The sequence below is a fragment of the Pseudomonas simiae genome (assembly GCF_900111895.1).
GTDB lineage: Bacteria > Pseudomonadota > Gammaproteobacteria > Pseudomonadales > Pseudomonadaceae > Aquipseudomonas > Aquipseudomonas simiae.
Genome location: NZ_FOKB01000003.1, coordinates 221,110 through 245,956 on the forward strand (window position 1 = coordinate 221,110; position 24,847 = coordinate 245,956).

A 24,847-nucleotide genomic window follows, 5' to 3' on the forward strand; every position below is an offset into this window, starting at 1 on the left:
TTACTCCACCGGATCACTGATCGGCTTGGCAATAATCGCCTTCAACTCACGGGTCATCGGGAATTCCAGGTTCAAGCCCTTGGGCGGAATGGGGGATTCGAACCAGCGTTGGTAAATCCCGTTGATCTCCCCACTGCGGTAAAGGTCGCCAAGTGTCTCGTTGACCACCGCAAGAAACTGCGGGTCGTCCTTGCGCAACATGCAGCTGTAGATTTCCCGCGATTGCTCCTCGCCCACCACCACCCAGTTATGCGGGTCCTTGGCCTTGGCCCGCTCGCCATAGAGCAACGCGTCATCCATGTAAAAGGCCGCAGCGCGACCGGTCTCCAGCATCTTGAACGCCTCACCGTGATCCTTGGCGCTGATCACGAACATGTTGGTCTTGTGCTCGGCGTTGTAGCTTTTGAGGAAGCGCTCGTTGGTGGTGCCGGCGGTGGTCACCACGTTCTTGCCTGCCAGGTCGGGAAAGCCTTTGATACCGCTGTCCTTGGCCGTGAGCAATTGCCCCTTCACGTAGATGAACCCGTAGGAAAACGCCACCTGCTTCTGCCGCTCGGCGGTTACGCCGGTGGAACCGCATTCCAGGTCGACGGTACCGTTCTGCACCAAGGGGATGCGGGTCTGGGACGTCACCAGGTTGTATTTCACATTAAGCGTGGCCACGCCGGTTTTCTGCTGGATGCGCTCGACAATCTTGCTCGCCAGCTCCACCGAATAGCCCATGGGCTTGCCACTGTTATCCCCCACGTAGGAAAACGGCACCGACGCATCGCGATAGCCCAAGGTAATGGACTTGGCGCTGGCGATCTTGCCCAGCGTGCCGTCCAGCGGTGCTTGATTCGCATGGGCTTGTGCGCCCAGCAAGAGTCCCAGGGTGCAGCCGGTCAACAGGATCTTTTTCATTGTTATTCTCCGTTGGTCTTTGAAGTCATTTACGTACAGCGATCACACTGATTTCCACCCATACACTCGGTCGCGCCAGTTCTGCCTGCACCGTGGTGCGCGTCGGCGCTAAACCCGGTGACAGCCAGGCTGACCACACTTCATTCATCGGTGCGAAACCTTCACTGATGTCTTTCAGGTAAATCGTGGCGTTGAGCAGATGATCCTTGTCGCTGCCCGCCTGGGCCAGCAACGCATCGATCCTGGCCAACACTTCACGGGTTTGTGTCGCCACGTCCAGACCATCGCCGGGCACCTGGCCCGAGAGGAACACCAAGTCGTTGAACGTCACTGCGCCCGAGAGGCGCTCGTTACTGCTGATGCGGGTGATAGTCATGCAGACATCCTCATGCGGCGCGGGGTGCCAGGCCCTGCATATCAATAGAAGGCGCGTGTTGGCCAATCAACTCGGCCAGCAGCTGGCCGCTGCCACAGGCCAGGGTAAAACCGAGGGCTCCGTGGCCCAGGTTCAGCCACAGGTTACGATAGACACTGGCGCCGATCAGCGGCACGCCGGTCGGGGTGGCCGGGCGCATACCGGCCCACTCCACCGCCTGGTCGTAGTCGCCCGCCAGTGGAAAGGTCTCCAAGGCCTGACGTTTCATCAGCGCCAGACGTTTGGGCTCAAGACGGGCGTCGAAGCCGACGATATCCACCATGGCCGCCACCCGCAGTTGTTCGCCAATGCGCGCGTAGACGATCTTGCGGTCGTAATCGGTGATGCTCACGTTCGGTGCCTGGTGTTGCGCGCCAATCGGTACGCTCAGGCTGTAACCCTTGAGCGGGTAAAGCGGCAACGGCACGCCCAACTCCGCGCTGCGATACCCAGCCGCCAGCACCAGGTGTTCGACTGGCATAACCTCATCGCCCAATTCGATGGCCTGCACCCTACCCTTGGCGTGGCGAATGCCGGTGACCTTTCGGCCCAGCATAAAGCGGCAACGTCCCGACGCTTCCAATCGCGCCGCCAGCCGCTGGCAGAAGGCATGACAATCAGCGACTTCCTCATTCGGCGTATAAATCCCACCGACAAAACCACCGTCCGCCAGCGCAGGCTCCAGGCGAGCGCAATCGGCGGTCGACAGCACCTGCTGTTGCAGGATATCGGTGACCTTGCCACGCGCGCGCTCAAAAGCGTTGGCATTGCGAAAGGTCACCAGCTTGCCGTTGCGCCGCCAGTCGAAGCCATCCAGGCGATCGAGATCGCGCCACACTTGCAAGGTGTCCTGGCTCAGGGACGCCAGGCGCAACAAGTGGGCGGCATTGCGTTTGTTCACCGAGCCACGGCAAGCGCCGAGGAACGCGGCCATCCAGCGCCATTGCTGGGGGTCGAGGCGCGGCCGCAGTTTCAATGGAGAGTCACCGCGCAACAACCAACCGATGGCTTGCAGCGGCACCCCTGCATCGGCCAGTGGCGCCACGTAGCGATAGGACAACTGCCCGCCATTGGCAAAGCTGGTCTCGCTGCCCAGGGTCTCGCGTGCATCGATCACCGTCACCTCATGACCTGCACGCACCAACGCATAGGCGCTGGCCAGACCAATCACTCCCCCCCCAATGATGCACACCATTTCCGCCGCCCACCTTTAAATCCAGAGGCCTCAAGCCTAGGGGCAGGTGACAGGCTGCCGACAATGAATAAAGATGGATCACCTATAAACAAAGGTTATGGACTTGCCATGCGCTTGCGTCATATCGAAATCTTCCAGGCCATCCGCCAGACCGGCTCCGTTAGCGCCGCCGCGCAATTGCTGCATGTGTCGCAACCGGCAGTGACCAAGGTGCTGCAGCACGCCGAATTGCAACTGGGCTTCCCCCTTTTCCTGCGGGTGCGCGGCAAATTGCAGCCCACACCGGAAGCCCTGGCGCTGGAAAGCGAAGTGGAGAAAGTCACCGAAAGCCTGCAAGGCGTGCGGCGCCTGGCCAAAAGTCTGCGCCGAGCACCGGGCCAGAGTGTGCGCATCGGCGCGATCCCGGCGCTGGCGTTGTCGCTGCTGCCGCCGGCGATCCTGGAATGGAAGCGCGATTACCCGGAGATGGCGTGCGAGCTGTCCAGCGACCATAGCCGCGAGTTGGTGCAGAAGCTGCTGATGCGCGAGATTGACCTGGCGTTGACGCTCAACTTCTCCGGCCATCCAGGGTTGACCACGCAAGTGCTGGCCAATGGTGTGCTGGTGGCACTGGCGTCTAAAGGCTATTGGTCCGACGCCGAACTGAGCCAGCCATTGCCCCTGGCGGACCTGGCAGGCACGGCGCTGATTGGCCTTTCCAGCGCCGACCCGCTGGCAGCGAAACTCGATAGCTACCTGGAAAACGTCGACCCACCCCCCAAGGTCACGATCTCGGTGCAAACCTATTCCCTGGCCCGCGCGATGGTGGAGTCCGGGGCCGGCTTGACGGTGATCGATCCGTTCACCGCGTTGGGTGCGTCGACGGCCACCACCTGCATCCGCCCGCTCACGCCGCCGCTGCCGATCACCCTGTACGCCCTGACCCGCGCCGATGAGCCTCCGCCGCATATGCTGGCGAATTTGCTGGAGATCTTCGGCCACCGCGCCCGGGAGTTATTGGAGCGGCTGTAGAGACCGTTCTGTCGAAGCAACGAGGATCGCAGGTGTTGTCCGTCAGAGCACGTAATGCATGATCGCCACGAAGTGCAGCAGGCTCCCGCCAATCACAAACAAATGCCAGATACCATGGGAGTGGCGCAGGCGGTCCTCCAGGGCAAAGAAGATAATCCCGACGGTATACAGCACCCCGCCCGACGCCAACCAGATAAACCCCGCCGTGCCCAGCGCGGCGAGCAGCGGCTTGACCGCCACCAGCACGATCCACCCCATCACCGCGTAAATCACGATCGACAGGATGCGCGCCTCTGAGCGCGGCTTGATCTCCTGCAGGATGCCAATCACCGCCAGCCCCCACACGATGCCAAACAGCGTCCAGCCCCACGGCCCTCTCAGGGTCACCAGGCAGAACGGCGTGTAGCTGCCGGCGATCAGCAGGTAGATCGAAAAGTGATCGACCTTCTGCATGATTTCTTTCCGCCGCCCGCGCACGCTGTGGTACACGGTGGAAGCGCTGTACAGCACCATCAAGGTAAAGCCATAGATCGCCACGCTGACGATCTTCCAAGGGCTGCCGTCGAGGCTTGCCACCACCAACATCCACACGGCGCCAATGCACGCCGCGACAGCACCGAGCAAATGGCTCCAGGCGTTGAATCGTTCCCCGTGGTACATCGTTCTCCGACCTCCTGTAACCGTCATGGGCTGGCTGCCAAGCGTCCAGCCTTGCGCATAAGAGTGCAAGCGGCTTATGACGTTCCGAGGACGCGAGAGGGTTTTGCGGGCACAATCAACAGCATTCGAACAAGAGCCCACGGCCATGCTGATCGACGAAGAATTCACCCTCAAGAAACTGGAAATCTTCCTGGCGTTCATGCGCACCGGCAACCTGGCCCGCGCCGCCGCCGAGCTGCAAACCAGCAATGTCAGCGTGCACCGCGCCATCCACTCCCTGGAAAACGCCCTGCGCTGCCCGCTGTTCAAACACGAAGGGCGCAACCTCACGCCGCTGGAAAGCGCCTACGTATTGGAAGAACGCGCGCAGAAACTGGTGGCCGATGTGGTCGACAGCGTACGCCTGACCCGCGAAGCGGCCGGCTTCTCCGCCGAACGTTTCAAGCTTGGCTCGTTGTATTCGCTGACGGTGAAAACCGTGCCGCAACTGATCATGGGCCTGAAGATCCGCCGCAGCGAACTCAATATCGACCTGATCCTGGGCTCCAACTTCGACCTGCTCTACAAGCTCAAGAACATGGAAGTGGACGCGATCCTGATCTCCCTCGACGAGCACGCCAACGACCCGGACTGCGAACAAATCGCGCTGTTCTCCGACGATATCTTCCTCGCCACTCCCGCCGACTCGCCCTTCGACCGCGAGCGGGAGATCGACCTCGCCGACGTGCGTGACGCAACCTTCATCACCCTCACCCAAGGCTTCGCCACCCACCAGGATGGCAACCGCGTGTTCAAGCAGGCAGGGTTCGAGCCGAAGGTGGCGATGCAGGTGAATGACATCTTCACGCTGTTGAGCATGGTCAGCTCAGGGGTAGGTTATGCGCTGCTGCCGGGGCGGATTGCAGCCGTATATGAGAACCGCGTGAAACTGATACCGCTGCAACCCAGGTATCGGTTGCAGCAGCATATTGGCGTGGTGTTTCTGAAGGCCAAGGAGCGTGATCCGAATTTGCTGGCATTGTTGGCGGAGTGTCGGATGTATGCCAATCGACAGGTGACAGCCTGACACACCGCTTTCGCGAGCAAGCCCGCTCCCACACTTGAAATGCATTCCAAATGTGGGAGCGGGCTTGCTCGCGAAGACGCCCGGCCCGACAACACACATTCCGAAGTTAGCCGACCAGCCCGCGTACGATGAAATACAGCAACGAAGGCCCAAGCAGGCAACCCAGCCCAGTGTGGAATGTCGCCGTCAGCGCGCCATACGGCACCAACCGCCGATCCGTCGCCGCCAGGCCCGCCGTCACCCCACTCACCGTGCCGGCCAACCCACCAAACACCATCGCCGAACGCGGGTTATCCAACCCCATCCAGCGTGCCGCGACCGGCGTTCCCACCATGACCAGAATCGCCTTGATCAACCCGGTGGCAATCGACAGCGCCATCACATCCGAGGTCGCGCCAATCGCCGCCCCCGTCACTGGGCCGACGATATAAGTCACGGCACCGGCACCGATGGTGGTCATGCTGATTGCATCGCGATAACCAAACGCCCAGGCCATGCTCGCACCGACGATAAATGGCAGAATCGTGCCCAATAGCAGCGCAATCACGCCGATCATCCCGGCCTTGCGCGCCTCGGTGGCTTGCACTTCAAACGCCGTTGCGACGATGGCGAAGTCGCGCAACATCGCGCCCCCCATCAACCCGATGCCGGAGAACAGCGCCAGGTCAGCCAGGCCTTTCTGGCCGCCCGTGATCGTGCCGCCGACCCACGCCAGGACCAGGCCGATGACGATAGCAATCGCCGAGCCGTGGATGCGCCCGAACGTCAGGCGCTTGGACAGCACCACGGAAATCCACATCACCACGCCGACAAAGGCAAATGCGGTGATCAAGCCGTTATGTTCCAACCCTTTTTCGATGAGATCCCACATATCAACGACCTCCCACTGGCGCGATCAGTGGCTCTTCATCGGGCAAAGGTTCGCCCTTGTGGGTACGGCTGATCAGCGCGATGGTGCAACCACACAGCACCACTGAACCAATCGCTGCCAACACCGCAACGGGGCCACCATGCAAAGCGGTCACTACGTTTTGTTGTGCGGCCATCGCCACCACCACCGGGATGTACATCGCGCCCCAGAAGCCAACGCCCATTTCGCAGTCCTTGGTCATGCCGCCGTGTTTGTGCATCCAAAGGCGGGCGCAGATCAGCAGGATCATCGCGATGCCTACCCCGCCCACATTGGATTTGACGCCGAGCAACACGCCAAGCATGTCGCCCATGATCACGCCCGCAAGCGTGCAGATCGCCAGCAATGCCACACCGTAGATAATCATTGTTGTTGTCCTCAAAGTGCTCGATCGAAATTGTTGTTTTTGTGCTTCGAAAGCCTTGGGTAGTGCTTTATCGGTGGCGTAGCCCCTCCTCTTCCAGCAAGGCCTGCAAGGTATCCAGGCGCGCACCTTCGCAGGCGATCACCGTGCCCTGTTCAAACACCCGGCGTGACAGGCCAGTGAGCACGGCGCCCGGTGGCAATTCGATTTGCAGGCGCACGCCGCGCTCGTAGGCGCTTTGTACGGTGCCGCGCCAGTCGACGATGCGGCACATGTTGAAGGCCAGGTCGTCGCGCAATTGCTCGGGGTTGTGGATAGGCCGCGAGCGAGTGCTGCTCAGGTAGGTGATACGCGGCGCCTTGAGCGGCACAAAGGCTTGCGCCAGCGCCTGGGCCGGTTGCTCCAGCAGCGCGCAATGGGACGGCACGCTGACGGCCAGGCGCTTGGCGACGCCGTTGCCTTTGATGCGGTCGGCGACACGCTTCATCGCCGCGTTGCTGCCGGCGATAACGGTCTGGTTGTCGGCGTTGATATTGGCCAGGTACACCGGGCTGTCGGGGCTGTGGATATCGGCCAGCAGGTGTTCGACAGTGGATAACTCGGGGCCGATGATCGCCGTCATGCCGTAGCCCTGTGGATAAGCGTTCTGCATCAGCTCGCCGCGCAGGCTGACGAGCCTGATCGCATCGGCAAAGTCCAGCGCACCCGCGATCACCGCCGCAGGGTAAGCCCCGATGGACAGTCCCGCGACGTAATCCGGCGTGCGTTGCAGCTGGCGGGCGTGGGCTACGCCGACAATCAGTAGGCAAAGCTGCACCGCGCGGGTGTTCGCCAGGGCTTGCGCCGAATCCAATGCGCGAACGTCTTCACCCAAGGCATCGCTGGCCTGTTCCAATACATCGGCCGGCAACGCCTGGAGCATGCCGGGGCGCTGGGCGCCCTGGCCGGGAAAGACCAGAAGGCTGCTCATGCCACGGCCTGCCAGGGATCGATGACGAGGTGCGCACCGCCGGCGGTTTTCAATAGCACCCGCCGCGATGGACTCGCCCATTCGCGCAAGGCGACAGCACCGAACGGTGTTTGCAGTTGCAGGTCCACGGTACACGCGGCCTTGTCCAACGTTGCCAGCAGGTCGCGCGCATCGTTGCGATCCAGCGGCGCGGGCGTGCGCAGAATCAAGTCCAGATCGCTCTGGGCATGCATTGCTTCAATGCCCGTTGCCAGCTCAAAACCTGCGCTGCCGGTGATGCCCCAATTCAAGGGTGCCAGCACCGGTCGCAGCTGTTCGAGTGCCTGCAAAGCCGGTAAGTCGCGTGTCGAGACAACGTCACGCAGCGCTTCCGGCACGACTCGCCGCTGCACAGCAGCAATCGGCAGTTCAGCGGCAAAACGCTGCTCACGCAGACGCCCGCGCACGCCCACCGCGACCAGGCCCGGCGCGACAATTGCGCGACGCACCACCACCGTGCCAACCGCCTCCACCGCCCACGCCGCAGCGTCAGCGGGCAGGTGCGCCGGGGTCATGCCCCAGAGCAGGTCGTGAGCGTTCACCATTGCTCCCGCAGCAGTTGGCGCACGTGGCTGGAGGCGGCGCGGTTGGTCGCGCCGAGGCGCCCGCTCAAGTCGGTGCTGGCAATATCCTTGATCGCACTCACCAGGCAATCGCTGACCTGCGCCACATCCTCCGGCGTGGGCTGCTCAATGTGGCTGACCGACAAGGTTTCCCACAGCAAACCCAGGCTGGCATAACTGTCGATGTCATAGGCCATGGGCGGCACGCTGGCGGCCAGGGCTTCCAACTCTTCGACGCTGCGCAGCGTCACGCGCGCGGCCGAGGCCTTGCCCATCGCGTGCACCATCACACCGGGATCACGCAGGGCGATCAGGCGGTTGGCTTGATACCCATGGGCGAGAAACGCGCCGGACATGGCCTTGCCCACCAGCAGCGCGATCACCGGGTGCCCGGCGAGGCGAGCACGGGCGTAGCTGTCGGCGGCGGCCGCCAGGGCCTGGTGGATGCCGAGGGCTTCTTCGCGACGCCCGTAGGCTTGGCTCGGTACATCGACGATGGCGATGATGGGGCGCTTGTCGCCACGGGCGATGGCTTCATCGACGGCCTTCGCCAGACCCCAGCCTTCCAGCAGACCGACCTCACCCTTGCGTGCGCGGGGAAAGTGGTTTTGCGCGTCGGTAACCACGGCGATATAGCGCACGGGCTGTTCGCCCAGTACACCATCGGCGACTTTCAGCGAATTTGGCAAACCTTCAACGGCTGTCGCTCCGACGCTCAATGCGTTGAACCACTGCAAACCTCTCATGAGCGTTCTCCTTGATACAACTCGCGCACCGTCACCGGGTCGATCTGCGCCGTGGCGTCCAGTTCGGCCAGGCGTGCCAGGTAATACTCGGCCTGGCGGCTGCGTTGCTGGGTGGGCAGGCCTTGTTGCAGCAATGCGCTGACGGTCTGTTGAAGCTCGACCACATCATCAGCCACATATCGGTCGGCCAAGCCGCTGTTGAAACGTTGCTCGCCGCCGGTGAGGCTCCAGATGAAAGGCCGGTCGCGGGAGTCGTACTCGTCAAGCCCCGCTTCCTGTTCGATCACTTGCGGGCCATTCAAGCCCAGGCGGGCTTCGCGGGTGACGACAAGGTAACTGCACAACCCGGCCGCGATGGACATGCCGCCGAAGCAGCCGACACTGCCGGCCACCACGCCGATCACTGGCTGGTACTGGCGCAGGTCGACAATCGCCGCATGGATATCCGCGATGGCTGCCAGGCCGAGGTTGGCTTCCTGCAGGCGCACACCACCGGTTTCCAGCAGCAACACGGCGCGAGTGGGAATGCCCTTGCGATTGTCTTCGGCTGCCAGCTCCAAGGCGCCGGCGATTTTCGCGCCACCCACTTCACCGAGGCTACCGCCCTGGAAGTTGCCTTCGATGGCAGCAATGACGACAGGCTTGCCATCGACGCTGCCCTTGGCGATCACCACGCCGTCATCGGCCTGGGGCACCACGCCTTGGCGGCCGAGCCACGGTGACATGACGCGCTGGAACGGGTCGATCAATTCGCGGTAGGAGCCGGCGTCCAGCAGAGCCTTGGCCCGCTGCCGAGCGCCCAACTCAACGAAGCTGTGTTTGGCGAGTAAGTCAGTCATGGCCGATCTCCTCGAAACCCTGCTCCAGGCGCAAACGCACCACGCCGGGGGTGGCACCGAAATCGTGGATATCAATCTTCAAGGCCGGTGGCGTCTGTTCCTGGAAGATGCGTTCGAACAGATGCTGCCAGCGTTGTTCGGCGCCATTCACCGAGGTCTGCACCTGGATGGTCAGCCTGCCCGGGGTACCCGGTTCCAGCAGCACCTCCAGGTCGCCCGAGCCAACGCAACCTACCAGCGCTCGGCCTGTTGGCGGCTGCCCGGCGGGGAATTCAAAGGATAAGGTTTCCATCACAACGCTCCGTCGAGGCGGTCGATAAACAGGCAGGCGGCCAGCAGGTCGGCGGCGCCGCCGGGGGAGGCATTCAGGGCCAGCAGGTGTTGATCGAGTTCATGTAATTGACGACGACCGGCCAGAGTGGCGCTGCCCCCCGCGTCCAGCACGGCGCGCGCACCGCGTTGCATGGTGCTGATCCCTTCGGGACCGGCGCGGTAGAGCACGCAGGTGTCGGCCAGCTCGGTCATGATCGCCAGCAGGGCATCCAGGCGTGCGTTCTGTTCGCCTGCATTTTGCTGGCGGCTTTTATACAGTTGCGGCAAGCCGCGTTGCACAACCGAGGGGAAGCCGAGCTGGGCTTCTTCACGGGCACCGCGAGCGCCGTAGCGTTGCGCGACCTGGGCACCGTGGCTCATGGGTTGTGGGGCGTAGCGGTCGTTGAGCAGGGCTAATCTGGCTGCGTTCAGGGTGACGGCGCGGGGTTCCAGCGCCGCCGCTGCGGTCAGCAAGCCCAGGGCCCAGATCGCGCCGCGATGGGTATTCACGCCGTTGGTGGTGACGAGCATTGCTTGCTCACCTTCACGGCCGATACGACCGAGAGCTTCGCGCAAGGGCACGCCAACTTCACCCCATTCAATCGCCGCTTCAGCCATCTCCTTGAACATCGGCCACAGCGACAGCGCCGAGGCGTGCATCAGGCCCAGATGCAGATCGTGGTGGGCGCCGTTTCCACGACGGTCCACCAGAGCGGGTTTGGGCGACAAGTCAGCTTCATCGATCAGCGCATCGACGGCCATGTCCGCCAGGCGTTCAGCAAGGGTCAGTTCATGCAGTTTGAGTGCGCGCATTTACCAGCTCCTGAATTTGGCGGGCGGGTTGTACAAACCACCGGACCAGTCCACCAGGTCGGCCACACTTTTGGCGGCCAACAGCTCGCGGGTGGCGTCGGTACGGCGGATACCCAAGTCTTCGGGCAAGGCGATCAGGCCTTCGCGGCGCATGCGCGCGGTGTCCTTGGGGTTGTGGCGCATGCCGATGGCCGTGACACCTGCGACAGCGGCGATCATCGCCTGGCGCTCTTCGAGGGAACGCGCCTTATACAGGTAGGCGATGCCCTCTTCGGTAAGCAGGTGGGTAACGTCATCGCCGTAGATCATGATCGGCGCCAAGGGCATGCCGCTTTTGCGGGCAACTTCCACGGCGTCGAGGGTGTCGACGAAAGTGGGTTTGCCGCCTTCCTGGAAGGTCTCGACCATTTGCACCACGAGTTTCTTGCCGCGTTCCAGCAGGGCTTCCGGGGCATCGTCGTGGCGCATGTCCAGCCAGGCGGGCGTGCCATGGCGACGGCCGCGCGGGTCGTGGCCCATGTTGGGTGCGCCGCCAAACCCGGCAAGGCGGCCACGGGTCACGGTGGAGGAATGGCCGTCGCCATCGACCTGCAGGGTGGCGCCGATAAACAGGTCCACCGCATATTGGCCGGCGAGTTGGCAGAACATCCGGTTGGAGCGCATCGAGCCATCACGGCCCGTGAAGAACACATCCGGCCGGGCGGCAATGTAGTTCTCCATGCCCAGTTCGGTGCCGAAGCAGTGCACACTTTCCACCCAACCGCTTTCAATCGCGGGGATCAGCGTGGGGTGCGGGTTGAGGGTCCAGTTGCGGCAGATCTTGCCCTTGAGACCCAGGGATTCGCCGTAGGTGGGCAGGATTAACTCGATGGCGGCGGTATTGAAGCCAATGCCATGGTTGAGCGACTGCACATTGTGTTTTTCGTAAATGCCACGGATCGCCATCATCGCCATCAACACGTGCACCGGCTTGATATGGCGCGGGTCGCGAGTGAACAGCGGCTCGATGTAGAACGGCTTGTCAGCCACCACCACAAAATCCACCCAGCTCGCCGGAATATCCACACGGGGCAGATCGGTGACGTCATCCACCAGTTGATTGACCTGCACGATGACGATGCCATCGCTGAACGCGGCGGGTTCGATCAGCGCCGGGGTGTCTTCGGTGCTGGCGCCGGTGTAGATATTGCCGGCGCGGTCAGCCATGAAACCGGCGGAAAGCACGACGTTGGGGATCAGGTCCACCACCAGCCGTGCATAGAGTTCGATATAGGTATGAATCGCGCCGATTTCCAGCAGGCCGTCCTCCAGCAACTGGCTGATGCGCAGGGATTGGGTGCCGGCGAAGGAGAAATCCAGCTTGCGCGCGATGCCTTTTTCAAACAGGTCCAGGTGCTCGGAACGGCCGACACTGGGCATGATCATGTGCAAATCGTGGAGCTTGGCGGGGTCGGCTTTTGCGAGGGAGCGCGAGAGGAAGTCGGCCTGTTTCTGGTTGTTGCCTTCCAGTACAACACGGTCGCCGGGGAGGATCAGCGCCTCAAGCGCCTCGACGATCTTGTCACTGGGCAACACCGCCCCGTCTGCATACTGCTTGACCAGCGCGAGCCGCCGCTGCTTCTCGTCGCGCCGCCGCGTCCAGCGCGAGTCGGGGGTTATTGTTGTTGTCATGGTCGCTCCACGGGTTTGCTGTCGTGGGCTGTACCTTAGGAGTGAATCTGGGGGGCATCAATCAAGCTCAGCGGCGGATCGTTACGGTTGGAGTAACAGAGCACCAACAAACATGCAGCCTCCTGTAGGGGCTGGCTCGCCAACTCCTACAGTTGACCGGTGATTCATTCCCACCTATGACCAGCAAGCAATGCTTCCATATTGCTCATTAATGTCTTAGCACTTTCCATTAACTGGCCCAGCAGCGCCTCATCTTCATCCATGTACCCTTCATATTCCGCCAGGTTCCGACGTTCATGACACAACGCCAACAACCTCACCTGCACCTTGCCGGCGTCTGCGGTATGAACCAGGCATTGAAAGACCAGATAGCGTTTGTCCGAGCGATACCCTTGCAGGCGCAAGGCCGTAAGAGCGATGGCATGGGCGGCGTTGTAAGCCAGGTCGAAACGACTGGCGAATGATAACTGTGGATTGCCAGCATCCCTCAACCGATCCCTGGCTGAACGCATCAGCCCATCACACTCCTTGCGATCCGGCGGCTCAGCCTTCAAGCCGCCGCTACGTTGCAGGTTCTCCAGATTTACCTTGTTGTCCATCCGTGGATTCCAGGGGGTTGCTCCCCATAAGATTGATCTTGTCCTGCTGCACGACCCGCTGCACAAAACTGTTCCCGGCATTCCATTTGCCGATCCAGTCTTCGGGGGTGTAAAGCGTCGGGTTGAGGGTGCGGCCCAGTTGCTCTTCCAGCGGCATGAGCCGCTCCATGACTTCACTGTAGTTGAGGCTTTCGCCGATCAACATGAGATCTATGTCACTGGATGAGTGCGCCTCGCCTTTGGCGATGGAGCCGTAGATAAACGCCCAGGTTATCTGCTTGGCGAACGGCGCCAGTACAGTGCGCAATGGTTCATCCAGACTCAGGGTCTTGCGCACGATGGCCAACAATTCCGAATAAATCGGGCATTGGGGGTTGGCTTGATAATGGGTCTGGTTGCCTTGGCGCGTCATGCTCAAGATGCCCGCCAACTGCAGACGTTCAAGCTCGCGGGTGAGGCTGCCCTTGCCCACCTGGGCCCATCGCGCAATTTCATTGGTGAAGAAGCTTTGGTCGGGTTTGCCGAACAGCAAGCCCAGTACTTTTTGTTGGGTGACGGTGAAGAGTGCAGTGCTGAGCGGCAAGGTGTGCATGGCAGCGGCCAAAGAGTCCCAAAAAGGGAACGATAGGTCCCTTTTTGGGAACGATCAAGTTTTAAGCGACTGAAGAAGGGGAAATCTGTTCCAGGGCACGGTCCACTAATAGCTGCCCCAACGCGGCCATTTGCTGGATGCCGAGCATGATTGCGCGCTGGGAGGTGTCCAGGTCGAAGGCCAGGTTGCAGGTGAGTGCGTTGAGGGAAGACAGGGTTTCGCTGGCGTTGACCAGCAGGGTTTCGGTGTTTTCGTGCGGGTTTACGGTGAAGAGCGGCGGATTGGGGGTAGGTTTGACCATGATGAAGCTCCTAAACAGTGACTAAGGAGCGCCACCGTTCGCTTGCACGCGAATGAGGGTGGCGACCGTGCGCAGGTGTGCAAGACCGGGCCTGTTTAGGACACCCAGCAGGTCCGAAGACCTCCTGCGCGCAGCCGCCATAAAGCAGCGAGCACAAAAAACGCCCGTTGGATGGCTGGGCGTTTGTACGCCTAAACAGTTTCGTCGGACTTGCACGTCCGTGTCACCGTTTTTTGCGATGACAGAACGAAGACTAGGCGCGCTGACGGCACGCGACAAGTTCATGCACAGCCCAAAATCTTGCAGGAAAAATCCGAGAGCCCATTCGGCCTACAACTTCATATCTATGGTCACAGCGCCCAACCCTTCCAGCGGGTAGCTGCGGTATTCATAAACCTCCCCACGAACAGGTGACGTGGATGAGCCCAGCCACCCGGCTCACCCAGGTGAAATCCTGCTTGAAGATGTAATCCCTACCCTGGACATCACCATCACCGAAATGGCCCGGCGCCTGGGATTCGCCCGTGAGACGTTTTCGAGAATTTTGCATGGGCGTGCGCCTGTCAGTCCTGACTTGGCGGTGCGGCTTGAGCGGGCAGGTGTGAGCACTGGGCAGTTATGGCTGTCGATGCAAAGCGCCTATGACTTGTGGCAGGCCGAGCATCGGGAGCAGCCAGTGATTGAGCGGTTTGCGCGGATTGATTGAGGCCTAAAGGCACGCACAATCCCCTGTAGGAGCTGGCTTGCCAGCGATAGCGGTGGGTCAGTTGTTAATGAGTGGGCTGGCAGACCGTCATCGCCGGCAAGCCGGCTCCTACAGGGATCTATGCCAAACCGGATTCGACCAGCAGGGCCTCAAGCCCCATGAGATCCGGCACCCTCGCCACATGCTCCCCCACCTGCACCGCCGCCAACTCCAGCGAGCACAGCGGCACGTCCACGTAACTCAACTCACTGTCGAGCTTGTACGAGCGTGGAATGCCCTGGATCACCAGCGCAATAAACTTCAACGTCGGCCGCCCACCCAACGCATTCAACACCACGATCCGCGAGCGTTCGCCGGTTACGCTCGCTTCGCCGCACACCGCTTCAAAGCTGATCAGTGGTATTTGCCGATCGCGCCAGGTCACTTGCCGCAAATACCACGGGGGGGCATCGCTGGCCGGTTCGCCGCGCTGGAAGTCGATCAATTCGGCAATGGCGACGTTAGGCAACACCAGGTGGCGGTCGGCCAGGGGCAGCAGCAGGCCGGTGAGTTGGCTGGTGCGGTGGTCAAGCATGGGACTTGCTCCAGTAGGCGATGCTTTCGAGCAGCACCGACTCTTGGTACGGCTTGCCGAGGTAGTCGTTGACGCCGATGGCCATGGCGCGGTCGCGGTGTTTCTGGCCGGTGCGCGAGGTGATCATGATGATCGGCAGGCGCATCAACCGGGGGTCGTTGCGCACTTGGGTGGCGACTTCAAAACCGTCCATGCGTGGCATTTCGATGTCGAGCAGCATCAGGTCCGGGGTGTGTTCTTCGAGCACAGCGAGCGCGTCGATGCCGTCTTTGGCGGTGAGGACGTTCATGCCGTTGCGCTCCAGCAGACGGCTGGTGACTTTGCGCACGGTGACGGAATCATCCACTACCAGCACCAGCAACGGGCGCTTTTTCAGCGGGTCGTTGAGGATCAATGGCAGGTCAGCCGTTTGCGCCGGCAACGCGGGTTGCCGCGCACGGATATGCGCCAGCAAGTCGATAATCAGCACCACGCGGCCATCACCCAGGATCGTCGCACCCGACAAACCCTGCACACCGGCAAACTGCGGGCCCAGGCCTTTGACCACAATCTCCCGCGTACCGGCCATGGCGTCCACATGGATGGCCACGCGCCGCTCGTTGCACTGCACCAATAGCACCGGGACCGGTTGATAGTGGCCCAGCAGTTTCGGGCGGCTGACGGTGTGCAGCAGGTCGCCCAAGTAAAACAGCTCGTAGCGCTGCCCGGCGTATTCATATCGCGGCGGGTCTTGCTGATAGTGCCCGGCCAGCTCATGGGGCAGCACGCGCACCAGGCCTTCGATGGTGTTGAGCGGAATCGCGTATTGGTCGTCTGCACACTGCACCATCAATGCGCGGTTGACCGACACGGTGAACGGCAAGCGAATGCGAAAGTGCACGCCTTCGCCCGGCGTCGAATCGATGACCATCGAGCCGCCCAACTGACGCACTTCCTCATGCACCACGTCCATGCCCACGCCGCGACCGGAAATCTGCGTGATCTTTTCCGCCGTGGAAAACCCCGGTTGCAGGATGAACTGCAACACGTCGCGGTCGCTGATGTCTTGATTCGGGTCGAGCAACCCACGCTTGATCGCCTTGCGCCGCACGGCCTCCAGCGGAACGCCGGCGCCGTCGTCACGCATGTCGAAGACGATGTCGCCGCCTTCGTGGGTCAGGTCCAGGGTGATGCGACCTTTTTCCGGCTTACCAGCCAACAGCCTTGCGTCGCGGGATTCCAAGCCATGGTCCACGGCGTTGCGCAGCATGTGTTCCAGCGGCGCGGCCATGCGCTCCAGCACGTTGCGGTCCATCTCCCCCTCGGCGTTGCCGACGATAAACTCCACGTCTTTGCCCAACTCCTCCGCCACCTGACGCACGATGCGCTTGAGGCGCGGCAACATGCGTTCGAACGGCACCATGCGCGTGCGCATCAGGCCTTCCTGCAACTCGGTGTTGATGCGCGCCTGTTGCTGCAACAGGTCGTGGGCGTCCTCGTTGCGGCGCTCAAGGGTGTCCTTGAGGTCGAGCAGGTCGGAGGCGGACTCGGACAGCGCGCGAGACAGTTGCTGCAACTGCGAATGACGGTCCATTTCCAGCGGATCAAAGTCTTCATAGCCCAGGCGCTCGGCTTCGGCTTGCTGGCGGCTGAGGATGCGGCCCTGGGTTTCAGTGTCGAGGCGTCGCAGTTGGTCGCGCATGCGCTCGATGGTGGTTTCCACTTCGGTGAGGGCGATGCGTGCGTCGTTGACTTGTTGTTCGATGCGGCCACGGAAGATCGAGGTTTCACCGGCCAGGTTGACCAGGTCGTCGAGCAGCTCGGCAGAGATCTTCACCATATCGGCCATCGGGTCGACGACGGCCTCCGCCTTGCCTGCAGGCAGCGCCACCGGCGTCACCGGTTCGTCGCTCGGATGTACCAGGGTTTTGATGCGCTCGATGAGCTTGTCCACCGAACCGACCGGCAAACCATCCGCCACCGCGTCGATCATCTGCGCCAAACGGTCGTGGCAGCCTTGCAGCAACGCGAACAGCTCCGGGGACGGCGCGAGCAAACCAGCGGACAGGCCTTCGTAGAGAAACTCCAGCTCATGGGCCAGGTCGCCGATGGGCGCGATCTCGACCATACGTGCGCCGCCCTTGAGGGTATGCAGGTCGCGCAGCAGGGTTTCCACTTCTTGGCGATTGCCCGGCTCTGCCTGCCAGCGCGACAGCGCAGCACTGGAACTGTCGAGGATGTCGGCGGCTTCTTCGAGGAAGATATCCAGCAGCTCAGGGTCGGCGCCGGACGCTGGCGGTGCGGCGGCCGGTGCCGCTGGCGCGCTGCCCTGGCGCAACGCCCGCACCCTGGCGATCAGCTCGGCACTGTCGCTCAGCGGCTGGTGATGGTGCAGTTCTTCAAGCTGCAAGGCGAGGCGTTCATGGCTCGCCATCAGCACGTGGGACAGTTCGGCAGTGTAGCTGTAGCGGCGGTCCACCAGCCCTTCGTACAGGCATTCCAACTCATGGGCCAGATCGCCAATGGCCTCGATTTCAGCCATGCGCGCACCGCCCTTGAGGGTGTGCAGGTCGCGTTGCAGCGACGACAGCGGTGCGGCGTTGTCGGGCTCCAGCAACCAGCGCTTGAGCGACTGCCCGGCGCTGTCGAGGATGTCCACGGCTTCTTCGAGGAAGATCTCGACGATCTCGTCGTCCCTCTCCGTTTCGTGACCCAACTGCTGTGTGGCGGCGCCCAGTTCGGAAACACTCAACACCCGGCTGCCGTCGCTTTTGATCAGGCCGGTGGCGGACGGGTCGAGGGCTTCATCCAGCAGCTCGCGCAGGGCTTCGACGCGGGCTGGCGCCGGGCTGATTTCCTGGCCGGCGGCCAGTTGGTCGAGCATGCTGATCAGCGCTTCATGGGCCTGTTCGGCCTCATGGAAAAACCGCTCACTGACGGCCAGGCTGCTTTCCTCAACAGCGCCATACAGGTCGAGCAAGGCTTCACAGAGTGCATCGATGGCGTGCAGGTCAGCGACGTGTGCGCCCTCCCCCAAGGTGGTCAGTTCGTCCAGCAGCGCGGTGAGTTCCTGGCGCTCGCCGGGGTGTTGCTGCCAGCGACGCAGCAGGTTTTCGGCATCGAGCAGGATGTCCATGCCCTGCGCGAGGAAGTTGGCGATCAGCTGAGGGTCGCGCTTGATGCGCACGTCGAGCAGCGCTTCAAGCTGATGATCCAGTAGGCTTTGGGTACGGTTGATCAAGTCCTCTGCACCTTTGATCGGCGCCAGGGGATCGCTGTCCAGATCGCGTAAACCCCGTTGAAACAGACCTTCGGCTTCCAACAGCAACTCCACCTCGTCCAGGTCCAGCGGCAGGCGGTGGGCCTTGTATTCACGGGTCAGGTGGTCGAGCGGGCGGGCCAGCTCGGCGATCGGCAACACGCCCGCCATGTAGGCGCTGCCCTTGAGGGTATGCAGGGCGCGTTGCAGTTCATCGCTGACTTGCAATGGCACGTGCTCGGCGGCCTGGTGCAGGAAGTGATTGAGGCTGTCCAGATGGCTCTGGGCTTCGTTGCGGAAGATCTCCAGCAGCATCGGGTCATGAGGCTCGGCGGCCGGCACCGGCATGCCGCTGGCCAAGGCGTGGGCGCGGGCGGCCAGGGCGTCGACCTCATCCCTTTGGCGCTGGTCGTCGATGGCAAAGTCAGCGATCAACTCAGGCAGCAAGGCCACCGCTTCATCCAGTACCTGCTGCACGTCGGGGCCAAGGGTCACGCTACGCTCGAGCACACGGTTCAGCAGGTTCTCCACCGCCCAGGCCAGCTCGGCCAAGACCAGGGCGCGGACCATGCGGCCGCTGCCCTTGAGCGTGTGGAAGGCACGGCGCATTTCGCCCTGGGCGATTTTGTCCGCGCTGTTGGGTAGATTGCGGTGCAGCACCTCAAGCACTTCGTCGGTCTCTTCAAGGAAGACCTCGCGCAGTTCATCGTCGATGGGTTCTTCATCGGCCGGCGGCGGCAGCAGGCTGCCGGGGCGCTGGAGGGCGGGCGGGTTAAGGCGCGACGTGGGACTGGCCAGCGCGTCGAACTGCGACTGGCTCGGCGTAACCTCCACCGCACGTGCTCCGTCCGGTGCAACCAGGGCTTGGCGCCAGGGTTTCTCGGCAGGCAGGTAACCCAGCGCCGCCAGGCCGTGCGTGGCCAGCTCCAGCACCCGTTCCCCTGCGGCATCGGGGTCTTGGAGCATCCGTTCGAGGTAGTATTCCAGGCTGCTGATCACATCGGCGAAATGCGCCAGTTGCCCCTCGGAGGGTGGTGCGTCGTTACCCATCAACTGTTCATCAACATAATCCGTGCAGCCGCGCATCAGGCTTGCCGCGCGGGGCAGCGGAATCATCGCCAAAGCGCCGCGCACCTGGCTCAGCAGCTCCGGCAGGGACTCAAGGCGTTGGCGGTCCCAGTCGGCTTCAATGCAGTCGATCACCAGCTCCTTGGCTTGCTTGAGGCACTGGCAGGATTCACGGATCACCAACTGATGGATCTGGGTCAGGTCGGTGGTGGGCAGGCGGTTTTCTTCGCGGCTTTCCGGCTCGACGGTACCGACCATGCCTGCCAGTGTGGCTTCGACGTAGAGCAACGCGCCGGCGACGTCCATCAGCACTGCGTCGTTGGGTTCGCGTTGGCCTTGAACCAGGCTCAACACCACGGCGAGTTGGTCGATGATGACTTTACGCGGCTGGCCGAAGCCCAGCACCGCCAGGGTATCGGCGATCTGCCGCAGCGGCGCGAGCAACGCATCGAGGTCGCTGGTGTGCTGGCGGTCACTGCGTACGAACAAATCGAGGCGTTCCTTGACCCGCACCAGCTCTTCACACAAGGCCCCCAGCACCGAGCCCATGGCGTTGCGGTCCGGCCCGGCCAGGCGGGCGCGTTCGGCGTCGACTAACGCACTGTCGGGCAAGGCTTCATCCAGGCCGTAGCGCTCTTTCAGGCTTTGCATGCGCGGCGTCGGCCGGGTGACCTTGGCGACATAGAACAGCAGGCTCTTGAGCAGCTCATCCGGTGCCGGCTGGTTGATCCCGCCGATGCCCTGGGCCAGCAGGCGCTTGAGTTGTTTGTCGCTGGCCTTGAGCAGGCTGCGCAGCGCCGGGCTGTTGGCGATCACGCCAGTGAGCATGCCTTCGACCAGGGCCGAGGTGACTTGCCACAGCGGCAACAGCGGCGCGCCTTGGCACAGCGTTTCAAGGCGCGCGAACACCCGCGCCATGTCTTCCAGGTTGCTGGGCCCATGATCTTCGCGCAGCAGCCCGGCAAGGGCCTGTTGCAGCAGTTGATGCCACTGGCGCAGTTGCTCTTTCAGGTCGGGCACCGCGCGTTGGGCCAGGGCCTCGTCGGGCAGCGGCGCTATCGTCAGCAGTTGCGGGCTGAACAGGCTGGTCTCCGACAGCAGGCTTTCGCCGCGCGCGCTGCGCAGGTCATTGAGCAGCGGCAACACCACCAGCGGCAGGTCGCGGCGGGCGCTGTGCACACGGTCCAGGTACAGCGGCAACTGGTTGAGGGCCTGTTGCAGCAGGCGGATGCTTTCATCGCGCTGGCTCACGCCTGCGGCTTGCAGGGCCAGGGCCAGCGCTTCGATTTCCTCGGCGAGCAAGGCTGCGCCGTAGAACTCGACCATTTGCAACGCGCCATGCACTTGGTGGACAGCGGCCAGGCACTCGCTGATGGCGTCGCCGTCGCTGGTTTCGACATACGCGTCCAGCGCCGAACGGGCCTGTTTCAGGGTTTCGGCAATGTCGCCCTTGACCCATTCGAGGGCCACGTAGTCGTGCCGATCAACCATAACTGCTCCGCTTAGAATTCGTGGGTTGCTGGTGTTGCCAAGATCTCCCGACTGGTGGAGATCAAATGTGGGAGCTGGCTTGCCTGCGATAGCGGTGGGTCAGCAACACATCTGTATCTGACAGACCGCTATCGCAGGCAAGCCAGCTCCCACAGTTGGACTGTGGTGTTCTTCAGATAGCATTTCAATCATTGACCTGCTTGGGCGGCGGGAGGGTGAACCCCGACACCGACCGGCGCAACTGGCTAGCCATTTTCGCCAGGTTGCCAATGCTTTCAGCCGTCGCCGTGGAGCCCGACGAGGTCTGGGTGGTGATCTGCTGGATCACATTCATCGTCAGGGAAATCTGCCCCGCCGACGAGGTCTGTTGCTGCGCCGCGTTGGAGATGCTCTGGATCAGCGCCGCCAGGGTTTTCGACACGCCTTCGATCTCTTCCAGCGCCACCCCGGCGTCCTGGGCCAGCCGCGCACCGCGCACCACCTCGGTAGTGGTCTGCTCCATGGAAATAACCGCTTCGTTGGTGTCGGCCTGGATCGCCCGTACCAGGGTTTCGATCTGCCGGGTGGCCGCCGATGAGCGCTCGGCCAGGCGCTGCACTTCATCGGCGACCACCGCAAAACCGCGCCCGGCATCCCCCGCCATGCTCGCCTGGATCGCGGCGTTGAGGGCGAGGATGTTGGTCTGGTCGGCAATGTCGTCGATCAGGCTGACGATGTCGCCAATCTCCTGGGACGACTCGCCCAAGCGTTTGATGCGCTTGGCGGTGTCCTGGATCTGCTCGCGAATGTTGTCCATGCCGTGGATGGTGTTGTGCACCACCTCGTTGCCCTTGTTGGCGATTTCCACCGAGCGCTCCGCTACCGCCGAGGACTCGGCGGCGTTGGCCGAAACCTGATCGATGGACTGGGCCATCTGGTTGATTGCGGTGGAAGCTTCAGCGATCTGCTGGGCCTGATGCTCCGACGCCTGGGCCAGGTGCATGGCGGTGGCCTGGGTGTCCTGCACCGCACCAGCGACTTGCCCGGCGGTCAGGTTGATGGTGGCGACCAGGTCGCGCAGTTGGTCGACGGAATAGTTGATGGAGTCGGCGATGGTGCCGGTGAAGTCTTCGGTCACCGAGGCGGTCACTGTGAGGTCGCCGTCGGCCAGGTCTTCGATTTCATCCAACAGACGCATGATCGCGTTCTGGTTGCGTTCGTTCTTCTCGGCAGTTTCGTGCAATTGGCGGTTGGTCTCGCGCACCATCACCAGGCCGATCAGGATGATCGAGGTCAGCGCCAGAAGGCCCAGCACATAGCCGCCGATGGTGTCGAAGCTGCGCCCGCTGGCGAGGTTTTCAAACCCGGTGGCCAGGTGCGAGGCTTCCTCAAGCAGCGTTTGCGACAGGTTGAAGATATTGCTCGCCGAGGCTCGCACCTGGAACAACTGCGGCGAGGTTTCGAGGATTTCATCCACGGAGCCGGAGACAAACTCGAACAGCTCGGCGATTTCCGTCAGGCGTGCGCGGGCGTCGCGGTCTTCGACCTGGGTGATGCGCAGGCCGGGGTTGCCCTGGAGCATGCCGCTGAGCACCTGGCCAAAGCGGTTGGCATCACGGCCAAAGGCGTCGGCGGCCTGCACGGCGGTTTCGTCGCCGGCCAGCACGGTGTTCACCGCGCCAAGGATGCGTTCGGCCAGCAGTGATTGGCGCTGGGCCAACGCTACTTGGCTGGCCGGCGCGCCACGCTGCAGGAGGATGTCAACGACCTTTTCCGACTCCATCTGCAGTTGCGGCACGGTTTCGGCAAGGGTCGCCGCCACCTGATGCAACGACAGCACGGTCTGCTCACTGGCGAGGATCGCATCGGTGTTCTTCAGCAGCGCTTCCCAGTCGGTCTGTACCGCGCGCATCTCGGCGCGTACGGCGCTGGGTGCGGCAGGCAGGCCGGTTTGCGGATCACCTTTTTTCAGGTAACCCCAGCGCTGGGCGAAGTCGTTGCGCGCCTCCCCCAGCAACTTGAACGCAGCCGCCTTGCCGGCGGCGGCTTCGGTGGCGTTCTTGGCAATGCGCTGGGACAGCACGCGCAACTCACCGGCGTGGCCAATGTACTGCTTGTCATAGGTGGACTGGGTGTTGAGGTAGGCGAAATTGGCGAACAGCAACATGATGAACACGATCAGTGCAATGAATAGCACGACGATCTGCGAGCGACTGCGCGAGCCGGCCTGGGGTTTTGGCGTGGTAGCGGTGGTCATGCGGCAACATCCATGAAGCCAGGGGCCTGGGCCAGAGCGAAGGGGCTGAAGACCTGCCACAGCGGGTCGCCATCGAACCGGCCCTGGATAAACGGAGCGGCGGGGGCGTCGTTGGCCAGCCATGCGTCTTGTGCGAAATGCTGCATCCCCATCACCTCGTCCACCAGCAGCCCCACAAACAGGTCGTTATATTCCACCACCAACACCCGCCGCTGTTTGCCCGCCTTGGACAGCTCAAGGCCGAGAAAGCCGCCCAGGTCCATTACCGGCAGCAAGCGCCCACGCAGGTTGGCCACGCCCTTGACCCAGGCCTTGACCCCGGGCATCAGCGTGCAACGCGGTTCATGCAGGACTTCGGCGACTTCGCCCATGGGCGCAACATACCAATGCTGGCCCAGGCGAAAGCCGATCCCGCTCCAGCGTTGCAGGCGGGTTTCCTGGGACGGCAGGTCAGCCGCCAGCAGACGGCAACGTTGGTCGATGCCCAACAGCAGCTCGAAGGCGGTTTGCGACTCGGTCATGATGGCGGACCGTCAGCCGGCCAATACCTTGTTCAGGGTGGCGATCAGGGTTTCTTCGTCCACCGGCTTGGTCAGGTAATCCTTGGCGCCCTGGCGCGCGCCCCAGATCTTGTCGGTTTCCTGGTCCTTGGTGGTGATGATGATGATCGGGATGCCGTTGGTTTCCGGCTCCTTGGACAGCTGGCGGGTGGCCTGGAAGCCATTCAGGCCAGGCATCACGATGTCCATCAGTACGGCGTCGGGCAGTTCCAGGCGGGCCAGGGCCACGCCATCCGCGCCGTTTTCGGCCTTGAGGACTTGATGGCCATGCTTTTCCAGCATGCCCGTCAGTTTGTACATTTCGGTCGGCGAGTCGTCGACGATCAGAACACGTGCCATGGTTTTCCCCACTACATAGGTGGACGCCGGCCCTTGTGAGGCGGCGTCAGTGTGCTTGTTCTACTGCGGCGAACCCCGGCACGTAGGCCTTGATCGCACCCAGCAGTTCGTCCTTGCTGAAAGGCTTGGTCAAAAACTGATCGACACCGACAATGCGCCCCTTGGCCTTGTCGAACAGGCCGTCCTTGGAGGACAACATGATCACCGGGATCGACTTGAACGCCGGGTTGTTCTTCACCAGTGCGCAGGTCTGATAGCCATCCAGGCGCGGCATCATGATGTCGACAAAAATAATGTGCGGGTGATGATCGACAATCCGGGCCAGGGCATCGAAACCGTCGATGGCCGTGATGACATCGCATCCCACATTCTTCAACAAAGTTTCAGCGGTGCGGCGGATCGTCTTCGAATCGTCGATCACCATCACTCTCAAGGCGTTGGAATGCTGTTCCATATCTGCTCTGCCATCGCCACAGCGAATCGGTTTTCGGTGTGTACTGCCTGATGTTGCACAGGATGAGCGCCACAAGCCTTGGAATTCAAGGGCTGCTGCGCCGTGGCAGTCTTTTTAGCACAGTCTCCGGACGCAATCTATCGAGCAACCGGCCAGGTGGTTTTTCCTTGACCCACAACAGCCACAGCGCCACTCTGACGCCACTTTTATGC

Annotated in this window: 25 protein-coding genes; 3 read left to right on the plus strand and 22 right to left on the minus strand. The window is 62.3% G+C overall.

Annotated features, from left to right (window positions below):
* The 3 genes from BMZ57_RS10985 to BMZ57_RS10995 are packed head-to-tail and all read right to left on the minus strand — an operon-like array spanning position 1 to position 2,513.
* On the minus strand, positions 1 to 903 hold the full coding sequence (locus BMZ57_RS10985; protein WP_010207187.1) for a transporter substrate-binding domain-containing protein: 903 nt from the start codon (positions 901 to 903) through the stop codon (positions 1 to 3).
* A 25-nt stretch (positions 904 to 928) separates the two neighbouring features.
* On the minus strand, positions 929 to 1,279 hold the full coding sequence (locus BMZ57_RS10990) for a RidA family protein (RefSeq protein WP_010207188.1): 351 nt from the start codon (positions 1,277 to 1,279) through the stop codon (positions 929 to 931).
* A 10-nt stretch (positions 1,280 to 1,289) separates the two neighbouring features.
* On the minus strand, positions 1,290 to 2,513 hold the full coding sequence (locus BMZ57_RS10995) for a D-amino acid dehydrogenase (RefSeq protein ID WP_069672928.1): 1,224 nt from the start codon (positions 2,511 to 2,513) through the stop codon (positions 1,290 to 1,292).
* 108 nt (positions 2,514 to 2,621) lie between these two features.
* On the opposite strand from BMZ57_RS10995, the gene BMZ57_RS11000 reads away from it, so the two are divergent.
* Complete coding sequence (locus BMZ57_RS11000) at positions 2,622 to 3,524, plus strand: LysR family transcriptional regulator (RefSeq protein WP_021492682.1); 903 nt, start codon at positions 2,622 to 2,624, stop codon at positions 3,522 to 3,524.
* Between the two features lie 42 nt (positions 3,525 to 3,566).
* Here the strand turns inward: BMZ57_RS11000 and trhA are convergent, their stop codons facing one another.
* Positions 3,567 to 4,184 carry a PAQR family membrane homeostasis protein TrhA gene (gene trhA / locus BMZ57_RS11005; RefSeq protein ID WP_010207192.1) on the minus strand — a complete coding sequence of 206 codons (618 nt, stop codon included), beginning with the start codon at positions 4,182 to 4,184 and terminating at the stop codon, positions 3,567 to 3,569.
* A 145-nt stretch (positions 4,185 to 4,329) separates the two neighbouring features.
* On the opposite strand from trhA, the gene BMZ57_RS11010 reads away from it, so the two are divergent.
* On the plus strand, positions 4,330 to 5,250 hold the full coding sequence (locus BMZ57_RS11010; protein WP_010207193.1) for a LysR family transcriptional regulator: 921 nt from the start codon (positions 4,330 to 4,332) through the stop codon (positions 5,248 to 5,250).
* A gap of 106 nt (positions 5,251 to 5,356) precedes the next feature.
* Here the strand turns inward: BMZ57_RS11010 and madM are convergent, their stop codons facing one another.
* The 12 genes from madM to BMZ57_RS11070 form a co-directional block, all read right to left on the minus strand.
* On the minus strand, positions 5,357 to 6,121 hold the full coding sequence (gene madM / locus BMZ57_RS11015) for a malonate transporter subunit MadM (RefSeq protein ID WP_010207194.1): 765 nt from the start codon (positions 6,119 to 6,121) through the stop codon (positions 5,357 to 5,359).
* 1 nt (position 6,122) lies between these two features.
* Positions 6,123 to 6,527, minus strand: a complete 405-nt coding sequence (gene madL / locus BMZ57_RS11020) for a malonate transporter subunit MadL (RefSeq protein WP_010207195.1) — start codon at positions 6,525 to 6,527, stop codon at positions 6,123 to 6,125.
* 67 nt (positions 6,528 to 6,594) lie between these two features.
* Positions 6,595 to 7,494 (minus strand): malonate decarboxylase subunit epsilon, encoded by a 900-nt coding sequence (gene mdcH / locus BMZ57_RS11025; RefSeq protein ID WP_069672929.1) that lies wholly within the window; start codon positions 7,492 to 7,494, stop codon positions 6,595 to 6,597.
* Positions 7,491 to 8,078, minus strand: coding sequence for a malonate decarboxylase holo-ACP synthase (locus BMZ57_RS11030; RefSeq protein WP_042571427.1), 588 nt, complete (start codon positions 8,076 to 8,078; stop codon positions 7,491 to 7,493). Before BMZ57_RS11030 ends, mdcH begins: the two co-directional genes overlap by 4 nt.
* Entirely contained in the window at positions 8,072 to 8,842 is a 771-nt protein-coding gene (gene mdcE, locus BMZ57_RS11035; RefSeq protein WP_010207200.1) for a biotin-independent malonate decarboxylase subunit gamma, read from the minus strand. The genes BMZ57_RS11030 and mdcE overlap by 7 nt, the downstream gene beginning before the upstream one ends.
* Entirely contained in the window at positions 8,839 to 9,681 is an 843-nt protein-coding gene (locus tag BMZ57_RS11040) for a biotin-independent malonate decarboxylase subunit beta (RefSeq protein WP_010207201.1), read from the minus strand. Before BMZ57_RS11040 ends, mdcE begins: the two co-directional genes overlap by 4 nt.
* Positions 9,674 to 9,973: a malonate decarboxylase subunit delta gene (locus tag BMZ57_RS11045; RefSeq protein WP_010207202.1), complete on the minus strand. Its 300-nt coding sequence runs from the start codon at positions 9,971 to 9,973 to the stop codon at positions 9,674 to 9,676. The genes BMZ57_RS11040 and BMZ57_RS11045 overlap by 8 nt, the downstream gene beginning before the upstream one ends.
* Complete coding sequence (locus BMZ57_RS11050) at positions 9,973 to 10,806, minus strand: triphosphoribosyl-dephospho-CoA synthase (RefSeq protein ID WP_010207204.1); 834 nt, start codon at positions 10,804 to 10,806, stop codon at positions 9,973 to 9,975. Before BMZ57_RS11050 ends, BMZ57_RS11045 begins: the two co-directional genes overlap by 1 nt.
* Positions 10,807 to 12,477, minus strand: coding sequence for a malonate decarboxylase subunit alpha (gene mdcA, locus BMZ57_RS11055; protein ID WP_021492675.1), 1,671 nt, complete (start codon positions 12,475 to 12,477; stop codon positions 10,807 to 10,809).
* A 164-nt stretch (positions 12,478 to 12,641) separates the two neighbouring features.
* Positions 12,642 to 13,076, minus strand: a complete 435-nt coding sequence (locus BMZ57_RS11060; protein WP_045792402.1) for a hypothetical protein — start codon at positions 13,074 to 13,076, stop codon at positions 12,642 to 12,644.
* Positions 13,039 to 13,668: a nucleotidyltransferase domain-containing protein gene (locus BMZ57_RS11065; RefSeq protein WP_045791538.1), complete on the minus strand. Its 630-nt coding sequence runs from the start codon at positions 13,666 to 13,668 to the stop codon at positions 13,039 to 13,041. The genes BMZ57_RS11060 and BMZ57_RS11065 overlap by 38 nt, the downstream gene beginning before the upstream one ends.
* A 61-nt stretch (positions 13,669 to 13,729) precedes the next feature.
* On the minus strand, positions 13,730 to 13,969 hold the full coding sequence (locus BMZ57_RS11070) for a DUF6124 family protein (RefSeq protein ID WP_045791537.1): 240 nt from the start codon (positions 13,967 to 13,969) through the stop codon (positions 13,730 to 13,732).
* Positions 13,970 to 14,384: 415 nt separating this feature from the next.
* Between BMZ57_RS11070 and BMZ57_RS11075 the strand changes: the two genes are divergently transcribed.
* Positions 14,385 to 14,675, plus strand: a complete 291-nt coding sequence (locus BMZ57_RS11075; RefSeq protein ID WP_045791536.1) for a HigA family addiction module antitoxin — start codon at positions 14,385 to 14,387, stop codon at positions 14,673 to 14,675.
* A gap of 118 nt (positions 14,676 to 14,793) precedes the next feature.
* On the opposite strand, the gene BMZ57_RS11080 is transcribed toward BMZ57_RS11075, so the two are convergent.
* From BMZ57_RS11080 to pilG, 6 genes are all read right to left on the minus strand, one after another.
* Positions 14,794 to 15,249, minus strand: coding sequence for a chemotaxis protein CheW (locus BMZ57_RS11080; protein ID WP_069672930.1), 456 nt, complete (start codon positions 15,247 to 15,249; stop codon positions 14,794 to 14,796).
* On the minus strand, positions 15,242 to 21,046 hold the full coding sequence (locus BMZ57_RS11085; protein WP_069672931.1) for an Hpt domain-containing protein: 5,805 nt from the start codon (positions 21,044 to 21,046) through the stop codon (positions 15,242 to 15,244). Before BMZ57_RS11085 ends, BMZ57_RS11080 begins: the two co-directional genes overlap by 8 nt.
* A 184-nt stretch (positions 21,047 to 21,230) precedes the next feature.
* A complete protein-coding gene (locus BMZ57_RS11090; RefSeq protein WP_010207214.1) occupies positions 21,231 to 23,282 on the minus strand; it encodes a methyl-accepting chemotaxis protein in 2,052 nt (683 codons plus the stop codon).
* Positions 23,279 to 23,803, minus strand: a complete 525-nt coding sequence (locus BMZ57_RS11095; RefSeq protein ID WP_010207215.1) for a chemotaxis protein CheW — start codon at positions 23,801 to 23,803, stop codon at positions 23,279 to 23,281. The genes BMZ57_RS11090 and BMZ57_RS11095 overlap by 4 nt, the downstream gene beginning before the upstream one ends.
* Before the next feature lie 12 nt (positions 23,804 to 23,815).
* Positions 23,816 to 24,181, minus strand: coding sequence for a twitching motility response regulator PilH (gene pilH, locus BMZ57_RS11100; protein WP_010207216.1), 366 nt, complete (start codon positions 24,179 to 24,181; stop codon positions 23,816 to 23,818).
* 46 nt (positions 24,182 to 24,227) lie between these two features.
* Positions 24,228 to 24,635, minus strand: coding sequence for a twitching motility response regulator PilG (gene pilG, locus BMZ57_RS11105; RefSeq protein WP_010207217.1), 408 nt, complete (start codon positions 24,633 to 24,635; stop codon positions 24,228 to 24,230).
* Positions 24,636 to 24,847 lie beyond the last annotated feature (212 nt).

What these genes read in the sequence shown, in the direction of transcription:
- mdcA (WP_021492675.1), bottom strand. Translation starts at nt 12,477, where the DNA reads ATGACAACAACAATAACCCCCGACTCGCGCTGGACGCGGCGGCGCGAC.
- BMZ57_RS11065 (WP_045791538.1), bottom strand. Translation starts at nt 13,668, where the DNA reads ATGCACACCTTGCCGCTCAGCACTGCACTCTTCACCGTCACCCAACAA.
- BMZ57_RS11090 (WP_010207214.1), bottom strand. Translation starts at nt 23,282, where the DNA reads ATGACCACCGCTACCACGCCAAAACCCCAGGCCGGCTCGCGCAGTCGC.
- BMZ57_RS11045 (WP_010207202.1), bottom strand. Translation starts at nt 9,973, where the DNA reads ATGGAAACCTTATCCTTTGAATTCCCCGCCGGGCAGCCGCCAACAGGC.
- BMZ57_RS11010 (WP_010207193.1), top strand. Translation starts at nt 4,330, where the DNA reads ATGCTGATCGACGAAGAATTCACCCTCAAGAAACTGGAAATCTTCCTG.
- madL (WP_010207195.1), bottom strand. Translation starts at nt 6,527, where the DNA reads ATGATTATCTACGGTGTGGCATTGCTGGCGATCTGCACGCTTGCGGGC.
- mdcE (WP_010207200.1), bottom strand. Translation starts at nt 8,842, where the DNA reads ATGAGAGGTTTGCAGTGGTTCAACGCATTGAGCGTCGGAGCGACAGCC.
- BMZ57_RS11040 (WP_010207201.1), bottom strand. Translation starts at nt 9,681, where the DNA reads ATGACTGACTTACTCGCCAAACACAGCTTCGTTGAGTTGGGCGCTCGG.
- pilH (WP_010207216.1), bottom strand. Translation starts at nt 24,181, where the DNA reads ATGGCACGTGTTCTGATCGTCGACGACTCGCCGACCGAAATGTACAAA.
- madM (WP_010207194.1), bottom strand. Translation starts at nt 6,121, where the DNA reads ATGTGGGATCTCATCGAAAAAGGGTTGGAACATAACGGCTTGATCACC.
- BMZ57_RS11050 (WP_010207204.1), bottom strand. Translation starts at nt 10,806, where the DNA reads ATGCGCGCACTCAAACTGCATGAACTGACCCTTGCTGAACGCCTGGCG.
- mdcH (WP_069672929.1), bottom strand. Translation starts at nt 7,494, where the DNA reads ATGAGCAGCCTTCTGGTCTTTCCCGGCCAGGGCGCCCAGCGCCCCGGC.
- pilG (WP_010207217.1), bottom strand. Translation starts at nt 24,635, where the DNA reads ATGGAACAGCATTCCAACGCCTTGAGAGTGATGGTGATCGACGATTCG.
- BMZ57_RS11070 (WP_045791537.1), bottom strand. Translation starts at nt 13,969, where the DNA reads ATGGTCAAACCTACCCCCAATCCGCCGCTCTTCACCGTAAACCCGCAC.
- BMZ57_RS10995 (WP_069672928.1), bottom strand. Translation starts at nt 2,513, where the DNA reads ATGGTGTGCATCATTGGGGGGGGAGTGATTGGTCTGGCCAGCGCCTAT.
- BMZ57_RS10990 (WP_010207188.1), bottom strand. Translation starts at nt 1,279, where the DNA reads ATGACTATCACCCGCATCAGCAGTAACGAGCGCCTCTCGGGCGCAGTG.
- BMZ57_RS11000 (WP_021492682.1), top strand. Translation starts at nt 2,622, where the DNA reads ATGCGCTTGCGTCATATCGAAATCTTCCAGGCCATCCGCCAGACCGGC.
- BMZ57_RS11095 (WP_010207215.1), bottom strand. Translation starts at nt 23,803, where the DNA reads ATGACCGAGTCGCAAACCGCCTTCGAGCTGCTGTTGGGCATCGACCAA.
- BMZ57_RS11060 (WP_045792402.1), bottom strand. Translation starts at nt 13,076, where the DNA reads ATGGACAACAAGGTAAATCTGGAGAACCTGCAACGTAGCGGCGGCTTG.
- BMZ57_RS11080 (WP_069672930.1), bottom strand. Translation starts at nt 15,249, where the DNA reads ATGCTTGACCACCGCACCAGCCAACTCACCGGCCTGCTGCTGCCCCTG.
- trhA (WP_010207192.1), bottom strand. Translation starts at nt 4,184, where the DNA reads ATGTACCACGGGGAACGATTCAACGCCTGGAGCCATTTGCTCGGTGCT.
- BMZ57_RS11085 (WP_069672931.1), bottom strand. Translation starts at nt 21,046, where the DNA reads ATGGTTGATCGGCACGACTACGTGGCCCTCGAATGGGTCAAGGGCGAC.
- BMZ57_RS11030 (WP_042571427.1), bottom strand. Translation starts at nt 8,078, where the DNA reads ATGGTGAACGCTCACGACCTGCTCTGGGGCATGACCCCGGCGCACCTG.
- BMZ57_RS10985 (WP_010207187.1), bottom strand. Translation starts at nt 903, where the DNA reads ATGAAAAAGATCCTGTTGACCGGCTGCACCCTGGGACTCTTGCTGGGC.